The sequence below is a fragment of the Vescimonas sanitatis genome, assembly GCF_049060325.1.
Lineage (GTDB): Bacteria > Bacillota > Clostridia > Oscillospirales > Oscillospiraceae > Vescimonas > Vescimonas sanitatis.
In genome coordinates, this window is sequence record NZ_JBMGPW010000010.1 from 1 (window position 1) to 14,740 (window position 14,740).

General features: G+C 58.8%; 14 protein-coding genes and 1 rRNA gene. 5 read left to right on the forward strand and 10 right to left on the reverse strand.

What is annotated here, in order from left to right; genetic code table 11:
* The first annotated feature begins 73 nt into the window (after positions 1 to 73).
* Positions 74 to 189 (forward strand): 5S ribosomal RNA (rrf, locus tag ACOMDU_RS11735).
* A 541-nt stretch (positions 190 to 730) separates the two neighbouring features.
* Here the strand turns inward: rrf and yqeC are convergent.
* Positions 731 to 1,390 (reverse strand): selenium cofactor biosynthesis protein YqeC, encoded by a 660-nt coding sequence (gene yqeC / locus ACOMDU_RS11740; RefSeq protein ID WP_421130484.1) that lies wholly within the window; start codon positions 1,388 to 1,390, stop codon positions 731 to 733.
* Between the two features lie 133 nt (positions 1,391 to 1,523).
* Between yqeC and ACOMDU_RS11745 the strand changes: the two genes are divergently transcribed.
* The 3 genes from ACOMDU_RS11745 to ACOMDU_RS11755 are packed head-to-tail and all read left to right on the forward strand — an operon-like array spanning position 1,524 to position 3,116.
* Positions 1,524 to 1,757: an AbrB/MazE/SpoVT family DNA-binding domain-containing protein gene (locus ACOMDU_RS11745; RefSeq protein WP_421130485.1), complete on the forward strand. Its 234-nt coding sequence runs from the start codon at positions 1,524 to 1,526 to the stop codon at positions 1,755 to 1,757.
* Positions 1,754 to 2,491: an ABC transporter ATP-binding protein gene (locus ACOMDU_RS11750; protein ID WP_421130486.1), complete on the forward strand. Its 738-nt coding sequence runs from the start codon at positions 1,754 to 1,756 to the stop codon at positions 2,489 to 2,491. The genes ACOMDU_RS11745 and ACOMDU_RS11750 overlap by 4 nt, the downstream gene beginning before the upstream one ends.
* Positions 2,472 to 3,116: an ABC-2 transporter permease gene (locus ACOMDU_RS11755; protein ID WP_421130487.1), complete on the forward strand. Its 645-nt coding sequence runs from the start codon at positions 2,472 to 2,474 to the stop codon at positions 3,114 to 3,116. Before ACOMDU_RS11750 ends, ACOMDU_RS11755 begins: the two co-directional genes overlap by 20 nt.
* A 34-nt stretch (positions 3,117 to 3,150) precedes the next feature.
* Here ACOMDU_RS11755 and ACOMDU_RS11760 read toward each other — a convergent pair whose 3' ends face one another.
* Positions 3,151 to 3,723 carry a GNAT family N-acetyltransferase gene (locus tag ACOMDU_RS11760; RefSeq protein ID WP_421130488.1) on the reverse strand — a complete coding sequence of 191 codons (573 nt, stop codon included), beginning with the start codon at positions 3,721 to 3,723 and terminating at the stop codon, positions 3,151 to 3,153.
* 22 nt (positions 3,724 to 3,745) lie between these two features.
* Positions 3,746 to 4,636 (reverse strand): RluA family pseudouridine synthase, encoded by an 891-nt coding sequence (locus ACOMDU_RS11765; RefSeq protein ID WP_421130489.1) that lies wholly within the window; start codon positions 4,634 to 4,636, stop codon positions 3,746 to 3,748.
* Positions 4,637 to 4,734: 98 nt separating this feature from the next.
* Between ACOMDU_RS11765 and ACOMDU_RS11770 the strand changes: the two genes are divergently transcribed.
* On the forward strand, positions 4,735 to 5,844 hold the full coding sequence (locus ACOMDU_RS11770) for a DUF362 domain-containing protein (RefSeq protein WP_421130490.1): 1,110 nt from the start codon (positions 4,735 to 4,737) through the stop codon (positions 5,842 to 5,844).
* Positions 5,845 to 5,885: 41 nt separating this feature from the next.
* Here ACOMDU_RS11770 and ACOMDU_RS11775 read toward each other — a convergent pair whose 3' ends face one another.
* From ACOMDU_RS11775 to arcC, 7 genes are all read right to left on the reverse strand, one after another.
* Complete coding sequence (locus ACOMDU_RS11775) at positions 5,886 to 6,650, reverse strand: hydrolase (protein WP_421130491.1); 765 nt, start codon at positions 6,648 to 6,650, stop codon at positions 5,886 to 5,888.
* A 110-nt stretch (positions 6,651 to 6,760) separates the two neighbouring features.
* The gene (locus ACOMDU_RS11780) at positions 6,761 to 8,119 is read right to left on the reverse strand and encodes an 8-oxoguanine deaminase (protein ID WP_421130492.1); all 1,359 of its coding nucleotides are present in this window, start codon (positions 8,117 to 8,119) and stop codon (positions 6,761 to 6,763) included.
* Between the two features lie 77 nt (positions 8,120 to 8,196).
* Entirely contained in the window at positions 8,197 to 9,189 is a 993-nt protein-coding gene (locus tag ACOMDU_RS11785; protein ID WP_421130493.1) for an ABC transporter permease, read from the reverse strand.
* A gap of 3 nt (positions 9,190 to 9,192) precedes the next feature.
* Complete coding sequence (locus ACOMDU_RS11790) at positions 9,193 to 10,287, reverse strand: ABC transporter permease (protein ID WP_421130494.1); 1,095 nt, start codon at positions 10,285 to 10,287, stop codon at positions 9,193 to 9,195.
* Positions 10,280 to 11,824, reverse strand: coding sequence for an ABC transporter ATP-binding protein (locus ACOMDU_RS11795; protein ID WP_421130534.1), 1,545 nt, complete (start codon positions 11,822 to 11,824; stop codon positions 10,280 to 10,282). The genes ACOMDU_RS11790 and ACOMDU_RS11795 overlap by 8 nt, the downstream gene beginning before the upstream one ends.
* Before the next feature lie 268 nt (positions 11,825 to 12,092).
* Positions 12,093 to 13,328, reverse strand: coding sequence for a BMP family ABC transporter substrate-binding protein (locus ACOMDU_RS11800; RefSeq protein ID WP_421130495.1), 1,236 nt, complete (start codon positions 13,326 to 13,328; stop codon positions 12,093 to 12,095).
* 274 nt (positions 13,329 to 13,602) lie between these two features.
* Positions 13,603 to 14,538, reverse strand: coding sequence for a carbamate kinase (gene arcC / locus ACOMDU_RS11805; protein WP_421130496.1), 936 nt, complete (start codon positions 14,536 to 14,538; stop codon positions 13,603 to 13,605).
* Between the last annotated feature and the right edge of the window lie 202 nt (positions 14,539 to 14,740).

Genomic DNA, 14,740 nt, shown 5'->3' on the forward strand with positions numbered 1-14,740 from the left:
TGCAGGCAATCTTAGCCTTCTCCGTTCACTTCTTCATTGTTCGGTTTTGAAGGTGCAAACCTTCAATTGAATAGTTGGTGCTGATTAGGGCGAGGGTCCACCCGTTCCCATCCCGAACACGGAAGTTAAGCTCGCTTCTGCTGACAATACTTGGCTGGAGACGGCCCGGAAAGATAGGTAGCGCCAACACAAAGAACCACGACATCTGTCGTGGTTCTTTGCTTTTCTTCGACGAGGTCCCGCCGGTGGGAATGCTGCTGGCGGGGGCTTTTCTTGTGTGGGGGCGTTCGGCGTTTTGGATATTCAACGAAGTGAGCAATATCTATTTCTTTACAGTGCATATTTGGGTGTAGTATACTCTTTGTGGGCAATTCGTCCCTACACTTCACCTACGAAAGGGCGGGCATGTATACTATTTATTCCCGTGATTGATCTTATGAATATAATCCTTGCGTTTGATCATTCCTCCACTACTATTTTTGTCCCGGATGGATACGTCTCAGATGTTGAGCATCTTCGCGCATGTTTTTTTGATTGGCTATATGATAATCCTCAATACATGACATGCGATGAAAAGGGGCACGCTGTATGCGCCTATGACGCAATGGCATTTTTAGCTTATATCAATCAGGTCATCCTTCGCTCAAGTAATGAAAAGGCGTATGTGATTCCAGCGACACAAACGCGCGGTAAACTCTATCGTCTGGAATTCTGACATCGAAAATCCGAGCTATAGTCTTGTCCAGCATCCCTCCGCCAGCGCGCCGTATATCACCGGGCAGGGGAGGGTATACACAAGGGGCTGCAGCGCTGCGGTGGGATCCTCCAGCACATCCGCTTGGTTGATGAACAGTATGTCGAAGTTACCCTCCTTCGCCAGCACCCGGGCGGCAATGGCCGGGGTGATGACCGCCTCCGGGGAGACCTCCGCCAATGATGCGTACAGCTCCGGGCGGTGGGCGGCGTCCTGTATGGGCTGTCTCAGCGCGGAGGCACCGAATACGCAGACGGTGCGGTTTCGTTCCGGTGGCAGTACTGGTTCCCAGGCGGCGTGGGCCTTGGCGGGCAGGCGCTTGGAGCCGTCGGCCTCCACCAGCACAAAGTCCGCGGCGTACTGCCAGCCGGGGAAGTCCGGGGCGGTCAGTTTGCCCTCCGGGTTATAGGACCCGGCGCAGACGATGGGGCTGTGGGCAAAGCCATCACACAGCTCCGCTGCGGTGGCGGCGAAGGGACACCAGTCCGGGCGCATGATGTGGGTGGTGGTGGCCAGCAGCACCGTGCCGCGGTGGGATAGCTCCTGCGCCAGCACGCGCAGCAGGGAGGTCTTGCCGCCGCTGCCGATCACCGCGGTCAGGCCGGGACGAATCCCCAGCAGTTCCCATAATTCCATGCCTGTCACCACCTTTCATACCCATTGTACCACAGAAATTTCCCGCCGTAAACCTCTTGACAAGGGTTGCTTGTGGTGTTAAACTGTGAAAAGTAAGAAAAGTTATACCAATCCAACTGAAAGGAGCGAGAATGTGAGCAGAGATGAGCGCTACTTTATGAGCAGCGTCAAGATCGGCCCTAAGGGACAGATCGTTATCCCCAAGGAGGCGCGGGATATGTTCGGCCTGCAGCCGGGAGATACGCTGGTGCTGATGGCGGACAAGAAAAAGGGCCTGGCACTGCAGACCGTGGATAAGCTGAACCCGCTGATGAAGACGGTATTTAACAGTCTGCCCAGCGGGGAAGAGGAGGCGGAGGACGAATGAACGTACTGGAGGTACAGGGCCTGACCAAGCGCTACCCGGCGTTTACGCTGAATGGGGTGTCCTTTGACGTGCCGCAGGGCGCGGTGATGGGGTTTATCGGCCGCAACGGCGCAGGCAAGAGCACCACGCTGAAGTCCATTCTGGGTATGGTACACCCGGACGCGGGTGCGGTCAGGGTATTCGGCATGGACTACGCGGAGAATGAGCGCGCTATCCGGCGTGAGCTGGGCGTGGTGCTGGGGGGGATCGATTTTTACCCCAAAAAGAAGATAAAGACCATCACCGATGTGACCCGCCGATTTTACGATAATTGGGACGAGGAAAAATACCGCCACTATTTGGAGCTGTTCCATATTGATGAGAGCAAGCGGGTGGATCAGCTTTCCAGCGGTATGAAGGTCAAGTACATGATCGCCTTGGCGCTGAGCCACAATGCCCGGCTGCTGATACTGGACGAACCCACCAGCGGCCTTGACCCGGTGAGCCGCGACGAGCTGACGGAGCTGCTGCGCCGGGTGGTGGCGGATGGTACGCGCAGCGTGCTGTTCTCTACGCACATCACCTCCGATCTGGAGAAGTGTGCCAGCCATATCGCTTTTATCAAGGACGGCGAGCTGCAGTATACCGGATCGCTGGAGGATTTCCGCGGCCATTACAGGGACGTGGGCGCTACGCTGGAGGATATCATCGTGCACGTGGAAAGGAGGCCGCTGGATGAAGACGCTATTATATAAGCAGCTGCGGCTGGTGTGCCATCCCATGACGCCGGTATTCTGCCTGTTCGGCTTCATGGTCATCATTCCAAGCTACCCCTACACCGTCATCTTTTTCTATGTGATGCTGGGGCTGTTTTTCACCTTTCTGAATATGCGGGAGCAGAAGGATCTGTACTACACAGCGCTGCTGCCTGTTCCCAAACGGGACGCGGTGAAGGCCGGCTGTCTGTTCACGGCGCTGATCGAGCTGCTGTCGCTGGCGGTGCTGGTGCCCTGCGCCCTGCTGGCGGTCCGCTTGCAGCCGGGGAAGGACAACCTGGTAGGGCTGGATCCCAATCTGGCGCTGTTTGCCGCCGGGTTCCTGCTGTATGCGGTATTCAACGCTGTTTTTCTGCCGTCGTTTTACGCGAACGGCTACAAGGTGGGCGTGGCATTTGTCAAGGCGATCATCCCCACCACGCTGGCGATGATCGTATTTGAGGCGCTGCCCCACTTCCCGGGCCTGACATGGCTGGACGATCTGGACGCGGCCACCCAGGTGCGTCTGCTGCCCGTTCTGATCGGGAGTATCCTGATCTACGTGGGATGCATGGCGCTTACGTTCCGGAGGGCGGCGGCGCAGTATGAAAAAGTTGATCTGTGAAAGCAACGACCGGCTCACGCCGGTCGTTGCTTTATTAGATCATCCAGTAGGGAGGCTGAGGAGTTTGCCCCTCGGGTAGGGGAATGACCACGTCTGTCCGCACGTCGCCGTACAGCGTCTTGTGCTGCGCCATGATATTTTCCAACGGTTCGACAGTGCCACACAGCAGCGCCTGCCAGACCATGCCGCAGGTGGACATGATATAGGCGGGAGTGAACCCATTGCGAATATAAAACTGGATACGCCGCAGACGCAGTGCGTTTTCCGCGTCACTGCCTCCTGGCACAGGAAACTCCGCCTCCGCTACCAGAGGCCGTCCCTGCTGCTCCAGCCGCAAAAGCATATCACTGCCCAGCCCTTCGTTACGACGAGCGCGTGTGGTTCCCAGATAGTCCAGCAGTACCAGAGGTGTTGTCGCATTTTTCCACAGGGCGGCGTAACTCAGCAGCTCATCTTCGTCAAACAGTCCCCATACCTCGTAACGTCCTTCCTCCAGCAGACGGAGAATATCGGGCAGAGGCTTGCGTTCCTGCGGGACAAAAGCCTCGGATAGCTGGTCGTGATACCAGCGGGGGTATTCCTTTGCGGTTAACAGGCGAAAATCCATAGACGTTCCTCCTTCAGAAAATTCATAGACGTTCCTCCTTCAACAGCCGCTGCATATCCTCCGGCAGGGGCGCGGTCACATCGATGACCGCGCCGGTGAGGGGATGCGTCATCCGCAGGTGATAGCTGTGCAGCGCCGGGCGGGCGATCAGTGCCCGGTCCTCTGTGCCGTAGAGCCAATCGCCGGTCAGCGGATGGCCGATGGCGGCCATGTGGACCCGCAGCTGATGCGTGCGTCCGGTGGCAGGCGTCAGGCGCAGCAGCGCACGGCCCTGAGAGGCCGCCAGCACCTCATAGTGGGTGTGGGCGGGTTGACCCAGGGGGTCGGCCTGCCGCTTCAGCAGCGAGCTCTCAGCGCGTCCTATGGGCAGATCAATGTCGCCCTCTGCCGGGGAGGGGATGCCCTCGCACACGGCCCGGTACTCCCGCCGGAAATCGTCCGTGTGCAGCATGGCCATACATCGGGCATGGATGAAGCCGGTCTTTGCCACGGCCATAACGCCGGTAGTGCCGCGGTCCAGCCGGTTCACCGCATGGAAGCTCTCACTATGCAGATAGTGGGCCGCGGCGCCGGCAATGGTGGCTGTTTCCTCTGTCAGCGCCGCCGGATGCACGGCAATGCCGGCGGGCTTGTTGATAAGCAGCAGGTCCTCATCCTCGTACAGGATATCCAGAGGGAAGTCCACCGGCCGGATGTGTGGGTGTTCTCCCGGCAGATCGGATACGTCCGCCGCCAGCACATCTCCGGGGCACGGCACGAAGCGTACGGTAACGGGCGCGCCATTGACGGTGATGGCCTGCCGGAATTTCAACCGGCTGAGAAAGCTGCCGGAGATGCCCCACAGGCCATGCAGCAGCTGTTTTACAGGCTGACCAGCCTCCGCTTCAATGACGGTATGGGTCAGAACACGCATAGACGGCACCTCCTCTTGCTCTTGAATGAAATTAGTATAGCAGAATTTATGGGAATATGGTATACTAACTTCACAAAACGTGAAAGCGAGGGCTTTTTATGGCATCCAAGGTATACTTCGCCGACTTGCGGGCCGACGTGCATGAAAATCTCCAGCAGAAGCTGACCCGTCTGATGAAGACCGCCGGTATGGGCGATATCGACTTTCAGGATAAGTTCGTGGCCATCAAGCTGCACTTTGGCGAGCCGGGAAACCTGGCGTTCCTGCGTCCCAACTGGGCGCGGACCGTGGCGGATTTTGTGAAGATAAGGGGCGGTAAGCCATTCCTCACCGACTGCAACACCCTGTATGTGGGCGGGCGCAAGAACGCCCTGGATCACATGGACAGCGCCATGCTCAACGGCTTCAACCCCATGACCACAGGCTGCCAGATCATCATTGCCGACGGGCTGAAGGGCAGCGATGAGGTAGAGGTTCCCGTGGTCGGCGGCGAGTATGTGAAGAACGCCAAGATCGGCCGCGCCGTTATGGACGCCGATGTGTTTATCTCTCTGACTCATTTTAAGGGACATGAAGAGGCCGGCTTCGGCGGCTGCCTGAAAAATATCGGCATGGGCTGCGGCAGCCGTGCCGGCAAGATGGAACAGCACAATGCCGGCAAGCCCCATGTGGCGCAGAAGCACTGCATCGGCTGCGGCCAGTGCCGGAAGATATGCGCCCACGGCGCGCCCATCATCGAAAACGGCAAGGCCCATATCGACCACGACAAATGCGTGGGCTGCGGCCGCTGTATCGCAGTCTGTCCCAAGGACGCAGTGCGGATCGACTGGGACGAGACCACCACCAATCTGAACTGCAAGATCGCCGAATACACCAAGGCGGTGGTGGACGGACGACCCTGCTTCCACATCTCGCTGGTCATCGACGTGTCGCCCAACTGCGACTGCCATGCGGAGAACGATATGGCCATCGTGCCCAACGTGGGCATGTTTGCCTCCTTCGACCCGGTGGCGCTGGACATGGCCTGCGTGGACGCCGTCAACGCCCAGACACCCCTGCGGGGCTCCGCCGCCGATGACGCGCACGCCAAGGCCCATGTGCATGACCACTTTCAGCGGCTGCACCCGGACACCAACTGGCGCAGCTGTCTGGAGCACGGCGAGAAGATCGGCATCGGCACCCGGGAGTATGAGTTGATCAAGATATAAAAAGCGGAAAGCCACCCGTCAGGGTGGCTTTCCTTATGTATTTATTCCGCATCATCTGCGGACGTTTCCTCTGAGGCGTCCTCGTCCTCCGGGTCGTCGATGTGGGCGAACCACTCCCGGTAGCGGTGCATATCCTTGGCGAACAGCTGCCCGTTGCTGGGCGGTGTGTAGGTGATGGCGTTGGCCCCGGCGGCAATGGTGGACAGGATCGTCTCCTCCGTGGGACCGCCGGTGGCGATAACGGGCAGCTCCGGATAGCGGGCCCGTATCTCTGCCACGATGGCGGGCGTCCTGTCCGCACCAGAGACGTTCACAAAATCGATGCCCGCCGCCAGCTTGCTCTCCAGGTCCACTTTTTCCGACACCACCGTATAGACCACCGGGATCTCCACGGTGGCCTTGATGGCCCGGATGGTATCGTCGTCAATGAACGTGTTGCACACCACGCCGAAGGCGCCCTGGTGCTCAGCAAAAGCGGCGATGTGGGCCGAACGCTGGCCCTTGGTCAGACCGCCGCCTACGCCAACGAACACCGGCACATCGGACACGCCGATAATGGCCTGGGTAATGCCTGCCTGGGGCGTAAAGGGATATACGGCGATGACCGCATCGGCGTTGATGTTCTTAATGATGGCCACGTCGGTGCTGAATACAAGCGACTTGATACGCCGGCCGAATACGCGGATGCCGCTGCATTTGCTGATACAGTGGGGCACGGTCAACGCGTGCTTACGCAGGGTGCCCTCGTAAGTGGGGACATATTTCTTCACAGTTCCTTCCTTTCCAGCAATTAAGCATTTTCTCATTTGAGAACATTATAGCAGAAAAAGGACGCAGTGTAAAGGAAAACCATGCGGTTTTTAACAGATCGTTCACAATGACTATTGCGCGGGAAAGTGCAGAAGGCAGCGAGGGATCATGCCTTGGTGAGATAGGCGCGGCACTTGTCGTTGGCCGCCGCCGCTGTTTTTTCCTCGTCCACGGTGACGAGACGGCCCGCCCGGACAGTGACGCGGCCGTGTACCACCGTATAGTCCACGGCGCCCCGGACGCCCACGGTACCCAGCACAGAGCCGGCGTCCTGATCACAGCCTACCAGCTCCAGCCGGCGGCTGTCGATCATGAACAGATCGGCGCACTTGCCCACGGACAGCTGCCCGATGTCGTCCCGGCCCAGCAGCCGCGCACTGCCCCGGGTGGCCATTTTGAGGATGTCATAGCCGGTGGGAGCCTGACGGCTGGCGTGCAGCCGGTGCAGCAAGAAGGCTACCCGCAGTTCCTCCAGCAGGCTTGAGCCGTCGTTGCTGGCGCTGCCGTCCACCGCCAGTCCTACCGGCACACCCAGGGCCAGCATTTCCGGGATGCGGGCCACGCCGCTGGCGAGCTTCATGTTGCTGATGGGGCAGTGCGCCACGCCGGTGCCGGTCTGCGCCAGCAGCCGCAGCTCCTCGTCGTTGAAGTGGATGCCGTGGGCAAACCACACATCGTCACCCAGCCAGCCCAGCCGCGCCATGTATTCCAAAGGCCGGATGCCCTCACGCTGCAGCATGAAGTTCTCCTCGTCCTTCGTCTCGCACAGGTGGGTGTGCAGCCGAACGTGGTACTGTCGGGCCAGGATAGCGCTCTGACGCAGCAGCTCCGCCGACACGGAGAAAGGAGAGCAGGGGGCCAGTGCCACACGGCACATGGCGCCGTAGCTGTCATCGTGGTATTTCTCGATACAGCGGACGCTGTCTGCCATGATCTCGTCTACCGTCTGCACCACGCTATCCGGCGGCAGGCCGCCGTCCTTGACGCTCAGGTCCATGCTGCCGCGGCTCATGTAGAGGCGGATGCCCAGCTCCCGTGCGGCGCTGCGCTGTGCACCCAGCAGGTCGCCGCTGTGGGCGGGGAACACATAGTGGTGGTCAAAGCAGGTGGTGCAGCCGTGCTTCATCAGTTCGCCCATGCCGGTCAGGCTGGACAGGCGAATTACATCCTCATCCAGGTTTTTCCAGATCTCATACAGGGTCTTCAGCCAGTCAAACAGCTCCATATTCTGTACCTGTGGTAGATTGCGAGAGAATACCTGATAGAGGTGGTGATGGGTATTGACCAGGCCGGGGTAGCACAGCATATGGCTGCCGTCGATGACCTCGTCGGCGCTGATGTCCAGCGCCGTACCGATAGCCTTGATAAAGCCATCCTCACAGTAAAGGTCCGCGTTATGCAGTACGCGGTCTTCGTCGTCGCAGGTGACCAGCTGGTGAATGTTCTTAATGAGCAGGGTGGACACGGTAATTCCTCCTTATGGTGATAGATGGGTAGGAAAAAAGAGCAGGCCGCAAGCGGCCTACTCTTTTCATTATCAGGTCAGCGTTCCTCGCGGAAGTAGGAGAGACCGAGGGACGCAGGGGGCTGATCCTCCCGCTTTTTACGCAGGGACACGATGATCAGCACGATCAGAGTGATGACGTAGGGCAGCATCTTGTACAGCTCCTTGACAGCCATCTGTGCGCCGGTGGGCAGATAGATGTTCAGAATGTACAGACCACCAAACAGGATGGAGGCCAGAATACTGACATTGGGACGCCAGATGGTGAAGATGACCAGCGCGATGGCCAGCCAGCCGCGGTCACCGAAGGCGTTGTTGGACCACACGCCGTTGGCGTAGTCCATGACGTAGTACAGTCCGCCCAGGCCCGCGATCATGGAGCCGATGCAGGTGGCCAGATACTTGTACTTGGTGACGTTGATGCCGGCGGCGTCGGCGGTGGAGGCGCTCTCGCCCACGGCGCGCAGGTGCAGGCCGGGACGGGTGTGGTTCAGGAAGTAGGACGCGCCCAGAGCGATGATGATGGCCACATAGGCCAAAAAGCCGTAGGACAGGAACAGCTCTCCGAACCAGCCGGTGCTGTCGGCGCCGGGCAACGTGGTCTTGAAGTACAGACTGGTGTTGGCCAGGGCGATGGAGGGAACCTCGCTGTTGGTCAGCTTGATGAGGGAGCCGCCGAAGAAGTTGCCCACGCCCACGCCGAAGGTGGTCATGGCCAGACCGGTAACGTTCTGGTTGGCGCGGAGGGTGACGGTCAGGAAGCAGTAGAGCAGACCCATCAGCAGGGAGCCCAGCAGGGAGCACAGGATGGGGATCATGATGGCCAGAAAGCCGTTCAGCTGCCCGCCGGCGGCCTGCTCGTAGAAGAACGAGCCGATAACGCCGCTGATGCCGCCCACGTACATGATGCCGGGAATACCCAGGTTCAGGTTACCGGACTTCTCCGTGAGGATCTCGCCGGTGCTGCCGAACAGCAGGGGGATACCCTGCATGACCGCGCGGGGGAAGAAGGATACAAAGTCGAAGCCCATCCGTTACGCCTCCTTTTTGCTGCTCTTGCGCAGAGTGACCTTGTAGGTGATGAAGAACTCGGTAGCAATGATGAAGAACAGAATGATACCGGTCAGAATATCCGCGAAGGACTGGTTCAGGCTGAAGGCGGTGGAGATCTCGCCGGCACCGCGATCCATGGTCACCAGCAGCAGGGAGGCGGCGATCATGATGAAGGGGTTGAACTTGGACATCCAGGACACCATGACGGCGGTAAAGCCGCGGCTGTCCACGATGGTGGTGGTCAGGGTGTGGCTGATGCCGGCGGTCAGGATATATCCCATCAGGCCGCAGATAGCGCCGGAGAGTACCATGGTGCGGATGATCACGCGATCCACCTTGATACCGGCATAGCTGGCGGTGCGCTGGCTCTCGCCAACGACGGCGATCTCATAACCGTGCTTGCTGTATGTGAGATAGATATACATCATGCCGGTCAGCAGGGCGACCACCAGAATGGGGAGCAGCTGTGCCTGTCCGCCGATGCGGGGCAGCCAGCCGGCCTCGGAAGCCTGGTTGATAATGCCGATCTTACCGGCGCCCTTGGGCACCTCCCAGATAATGATAAAGTAGGAGGCCAGCTGCATGGCGATATAGTTCATCATCAGGGTGAACAGCGTCTCGTTGGTGTTCCATCTGGCCTTGAAGAAGGCGGGCAGGAAGCCCCATACGGCGCCGGCCAGCAGCGCAGCCGCCAGAGAGATGACGATCAGCAGGAAATTGGAGACCTTGCCGCCCAGCAGGATCATGCAGGTGGTGGTGGCCAGGCAGCCGATCAGGGTCTGCCCCTCGGCGCCGATGTTCCAGAAGCGCATCTTGAATGCGGGCGTTACCGCTAAGGAGATACCCAGCAAGACGGCAACATTCTGTCCGGTGACCCAGATTTTACGGGAGGTGCCGAAGGCACCCTTGAGGATCGTGCCATAGACGGCGATGGGATCCTGACCGGTCAGCAGGGTGGTGATCAGTCCGCAGAACACCAGTGCCAGCAGCAGGATACCGCCGCGGATCAGCAGTGCCTTGGGCAGAGGCAGCGCATCGCGCTTGGAAATATGAAAGAGCGAACCTTTTTTATTCATCTGCCTTGCCTCCTTCCACGCGGGTCATCAGCGCGCCCACTTCCAGCTTGTTGGTTTTGCGGCCGTCCACCACGCCGGAAACCTGACCGCCGCACAGCACCACGATCCGGTCGCACAGCTCCAGCAGCACGTCCAGGTCCTCGCCTACATACACAACGGCGACGCCCTTCATCTTCTGCTCGGTCAGCAGGTTGTAGATGGTGTAAGATGTATTGATGTCCAGACCACGGACAGCGTAGGCAGTCATCAGCACGGAGGGCTGCTGGGCGATCTCGCGGCCCACCAGCACCTTCTGCACGTTACCGCCGGACATACGGCGGACGGGGAAGTTGGTGCTGGGCGTGACCACCTCCAGCTCCTGCCAGATGCGCTGTGCCAGCGCCTCAGGATTTTTGCGGTCCAGGAAAATGCTGGCACCCTTGCGCCAGGAGCGGAGCATCATGTTGCCGGTCATGCCCATGGAGCCTACCAGACCCATACCCAGACGATCCTCGGGGACAAAGCTCATGGCCACGCCGCTCTTGCGGATGTCCATGGGATCCATGCCCACCAGATTTTTCTCCTCGTTGGTCTCCGGGGAGATATAGGTCACGGTGCCGGAGCTGACGGGATACAGGCCCGCGATGGACTCCAGCAGTTCACGTTGGCCGGAACCGGCGATACCCGCTACGCCCAGCACCTCGCCGGCGTTAACAGTAAAGCTCACGTTGTCCAAACGCTTGACGCCCAGCTCGTCGAACACGGTCAGCCCCTCGATCTTCAGCCGGGGCTCCACATTCACGGGGGTGGGGCGGTTGATATTCAACGACACGCTGTGGCCCACCATCATGTCGGTCAGGGACTGCTGGTCGGCGTCCTTGGTCAGCACGTCGCCTATGTACTCGCCCTTACGCAGCACGGCCACCCGGTCGGATACGTCCAGCACCTCGTGGAGCTTGTGGGTGATGATGATGAGGGACTTGCCGTCGGCCTTCATGTTGCGCATGACGGCGAACAGCTTGTCCGTCTCCTGCGGGGTCAGCACGGCGGTGGGCTCGTCCAGAATCAGAATATCGGCACCGCGGTACAGCACCTTGACGATCTCCACGGTCTGCTTCTGGGAAACAGACATATCATAGATCTTCATGTCCGGGTCGATATCAAAGCCGTATTTGTCACAGATGTCCTTGACCTTTTGACGTGCATTGTTCAGGTCAAGCTTGCCCTCCAGGCCGAGGATGATATTCTCGGTGGCGGTGAACAGGTCGACCAGCTTGAAGTGCTGGTGGATCATGCCGATACCCAGATCGAAGGCATCCTTGGGAGATGCGATGGTCACAGGCTTGTCGTGGACGTAGATCTGCCCCTCGTCGGGGAAGTAGATGCCGGAGAGCATGTTCATCAGCGTGGTCTTGCCGCTGCCGTTCTCGCCCAGCAGGGACAGGATCTCGCCTTCGTACAGTTCAAGGTTTACATCTTTGTTTGCGATGACCTTGCTGCCGAACCGCTTGGTGATGTTCTCCATTCTGATCGCGCATTTCTTTTCCAAGGCTGTCATCCTTTCTTTCGGCGCAGATGGCTGCAACACCTCGAATACGCCGGGGATAAATTCCATACGACTTATTCTACCATACATGGTGAGCGTTGTAAATCAAAATCAGCAAAAAATTTGTCAGGTATATACAAAGAATGTGAGGTTACACAAGAAAGAGTCATTCTCTTTGTGTAAATCGTCAAAGCCGCGTGCAGGAGGGAAAAAGCAAGAGGTGGGCTGCCTGTGCAGCCCACCTCGTTGTGGTGCAATATGCTGTTGGAAAACCTGGCTATTAGCCGCCGTAGTTGACATCCAGACGGTTGATGCCGTCGATCTCCAGATCGAAGTAAGGAGCGGAACGCTTCTCGGACTCAGCGAAGTAACCGTCATGCACGACCTCGGTGTCGGGGGTGTTATCGCTGTCGGCGTTGACGTCAGCCTGGTAGGAGGTCAGAGTCTCACCCTTCACAGTGAAGGTGGAGCAATCGAACACGTGGATCTCGCCCTTCTCCAGCTTCTCGGTAGCAGCGGCAATGGCCTCGGCAGTGCCTTCGGCGGCCACGGTGGTATTCAGGTCGGTCAGGACCACGGAGTTGGTGGCCAGAGTGCCGGTCCAGTCAGCAGCGATCTCGGTGCCGTCCATGACAGCCTTGATGGCATACTCATAGTAGGGCGCCCAGTTGATGCGGGAGGAGATGATGTAGGTGTTGGGGCAGGCAGCCTGAGTGGAACCGTTGTAGGAAACGTTGGGAACACCGGCGTTCTCGCAGGCGGTAGGAGCACCCAGAGAGTCGGCGTGCTGGCTGATCAGCTTGCAGCCGCCCTGGATCAGCTTCTCGGCGCCTTCCTTCTCCAGAGTCTCATCGTACCAGCTGCCGGTGAAGGTCACGTCCATGGTGACGGTGGGGCAGACGGACTTGGCACCCAGATAGAAGGAGGTGTAACCGGAAACCACTTCGGCGTAGGTGAAGGCACCCACATAGCCCATCTTGGCCTCTTCAGCCTTGATGTCGCCGGCATCGATCATCGCGTTCAGCTTCAGACCGGCAGCGATACCGGCCAGATAGCGGCCCTCATAGATGGAGGCGAAAGCGTTGTGGTAGTTGGCCAGACCCTCGGTGTGAGCGCGGGTACCGGTGCTGTGGCAGAACTGCACCTCGGGGTTCGCCTTGGCGACCTCGATCATGTAAGGCTCATGACCGAAGCTGTCGGCAAAGATGATGTTGCAGCCGGCATCCACCAGATCAGCGGCGACCTCGGCGCACTGCTCGGTCTCACCCACGTTGGTCTTGATGAAGTAATCCTCATTCTCGACCAGACCCAGGTTGGCGCAGGCTTCCTTGGCGGCATCGATGAAGTTCTTGTCATAGGTGGAGTTTTCATCATGCAGGGTGATGAAGCCGACCTTGACCTTGGCAGCGGTAGCATCACCGTCGCCGTTGCCCTGAGTGTCGTCCTTCTTCTCACCGCAGGCCACCAGGCTCAGAGCCATGACCAGGGCGAGGAGCATTGCAAGGAACTTTTTCATTCTTGTTTTCCTCCTTAAAATATGTGACGCACGCCTGAAAGTAAGGCAAATTTTGACGTGCGTCTGAACAACGGGCGTCCGCCCGGTATTCACGCGACTCATAAGAACGTGAGTATTATACAGGATTTCACCGCCGATTTCAACAGAAAATGTGAATTACGGCAAAATTTATTTCTGACGCACAAAAAATCTTTGTAAATCTTGTGCAGTATGCGGCATTTGATAGAAATTTCCCGTTCCGAAATACCCGTTCCATATGGCAGGGATAAGCGCGTTACTGATGAATACGGGTGCCGGTCTTGCCCTCGATACCGTCCTTGGCCTTTTCGAGCAGGGTGATAAGGGCGGTACGGCCGGCCTTGGACTCGGCGAACTTCACCGCGGCCTGGACCTTGGGCAGCATGGAGCCCTTGGCAAACTGGTTCTCCTCCATGTACCTGTAGGCTTCGGCGGGGGTCAGATCGTCCAGACCCTTCTGATCGGGCTTGTTGTAGTTGATGGCCACCTTCTCCACGGCGGTCAGGATGATGAGCATATCGGCGTCCAGCAGCTCGGCCAGCAGCTCGCTGCCGAAGTCCTTGTCAATGACGGCAGGGGTGCCGGAGAGCTTGCTGCCCTCGCGGATGACGGGGATTCCGCCGCCGCCCACGGCGATGACCACGTGACCGGCGTCTACCAGCGCCTTGATGCTGGCCTTTTCCACGATGTCAAAGGGCTTGGGGGAGGGAACGACCTGGCGATAGCCGCGGCCGGCGTCCTCTACCATGGTGTAACCCTTCTCGGCGGCGATGCGGTCCGCCGTCTCCTTGTCATAAAAAGCGCCCACGGGCTTGGTGGGGTTCTGGAAGGCTGGGTCGTCCTTGGACACCACGGTCTGGGTCACGATGGTAGCCACGGGCTTGTCCATGCCGCGGCTGGCCAGCTCATTGCCGATGGCCTGCTGCAGGTGATAGCCGATGTAGCCCTCGGACATGGCGCCGCACTCAGGGAAGGGCATATCGGCCTTGATGGCCTTGGCCTCGGCAGCGGTGGACAGGCCCAGATTGATCATACCCACCTGGGGGCCGTTGCCGTGGGCGACCACGACTTCATTGCCTGCAGCGATCAGGTCCACGATGGACTTGGCGGTCTCGGTGACCAGTTGGAGCTGCTCAGCGGCGGTATTGCCCAGTGCGTTGCCGCCCAGCGCGATAACGATTCTCTTAGACATAATGCTCTACCTCACTGTTTTCATTTTTCCATCTCCGCGTGCCCATTCTGAAGCGCAGGGGAAAGGGCGTTTTCGGGGCGAGGAGGAGACGGTGCTTAGATAGTATAACACAGATTGTATACAGTACACAATATCTATCACCCACAACATTTACACAAAAATGCGGCAGGGGACAGAAAATAGCGGGAGGGGGAGCCCCTCC

What these genes read in the sequence shown, in the direction of transcription:
- ACOMDU_RS11760 (WP_421130488.1), bottom strand. Translation starts at nt 3,723, where the DNA reads ATGGATTTTCGCCTGTTAACCGCAAAGGAATACCCCCGCTGGTATCAC.
- ACOMDU_RS11800 (WP_421130495.1), bottom strand. Translation starts at nt 13,328, where the DNA reads ATGAAAAAGTTCCTTGCAATGCTCCTCGCCCTGGTCATGGCTCTGAGC.
- arcC (WP_421130496.1), bottom strand. Translation starts at nt 14,538, where the DNA reads ATGTCTAAGAGAATCGTTATCGCGCTGGGCGGCAACGCACTGGGCAAT.
- ACOMDU_RS11775 (WP_421130491.1), bottom strand. Translation starts at nt 6,650, where the DNA reads ATGAGAAAATGCTTAATTGCTGGAAAGGAAGGAACTGTGAAGAAATAT.
- ACOMDU_RS11795 (WP_421130534.1), bottom strand. Translation starts at nt 11,824, where the DNA reads ATGACAGCCTTGGAAAAGAAATGCGCGATCAGAATGGAGAACATCACC.
- ACOMDU_RS11785 (WP_421130493.1), bottom strand. Translation starts at nt 9,189, where the DNA reads ATGGGCTTCGACTTTGTATCCTTCTTCCCCCGCGCGGTCATGCAGGGT.
- ACOMDU_RS11770 (WP_421130490.1), top strand. Translation starts at nt 4,735, where the DNA reads ATGGCATCCAAGGTATACTTCGCCGACTTGCGGGCCGACGTGCATGAA.
- ACOMDU_RS11790 (WP_421130494.1), bottom strand. Translation starts at nt 10,287, where the DNA reads ATGAATAAAAAAGGTTCGCTCTTTCATATTTCCAAGCGCGATGCGCTG.
- ACOMDU_RS11750 (WP_421130486.1), top strand. Translation starts at nt 1,754, where the DNA reads ATGAACGTACTGGAGGTACAGGGCCTGACCAAGCGCTACCCGGCGTTT.
- yqeC (WP_421130484.1), bottom strand. Translation starts at nt 1,390, where the DNA reads ATGGAATTATGGGAACTGCTGGGGATTCGTCCCGGCCTGACCGCGGTG.
- ACOMDU_RS11765 (WP_421130489.1), bottom strand. Translation starts at nt 4,636, where the DNA reads ATGCGTGTTCTGACCCATACCGTCATTGAAGCGGAGGCTGGTCAGCCT.
- ACOMDU_RS11755 (WP_421130487.1), top strand. Translation starts at nt 2,472, where the DNA reads ATGAAGACGCTATTATATAAGCAGCTGCGGCTGGTGTGCCATCCCATG.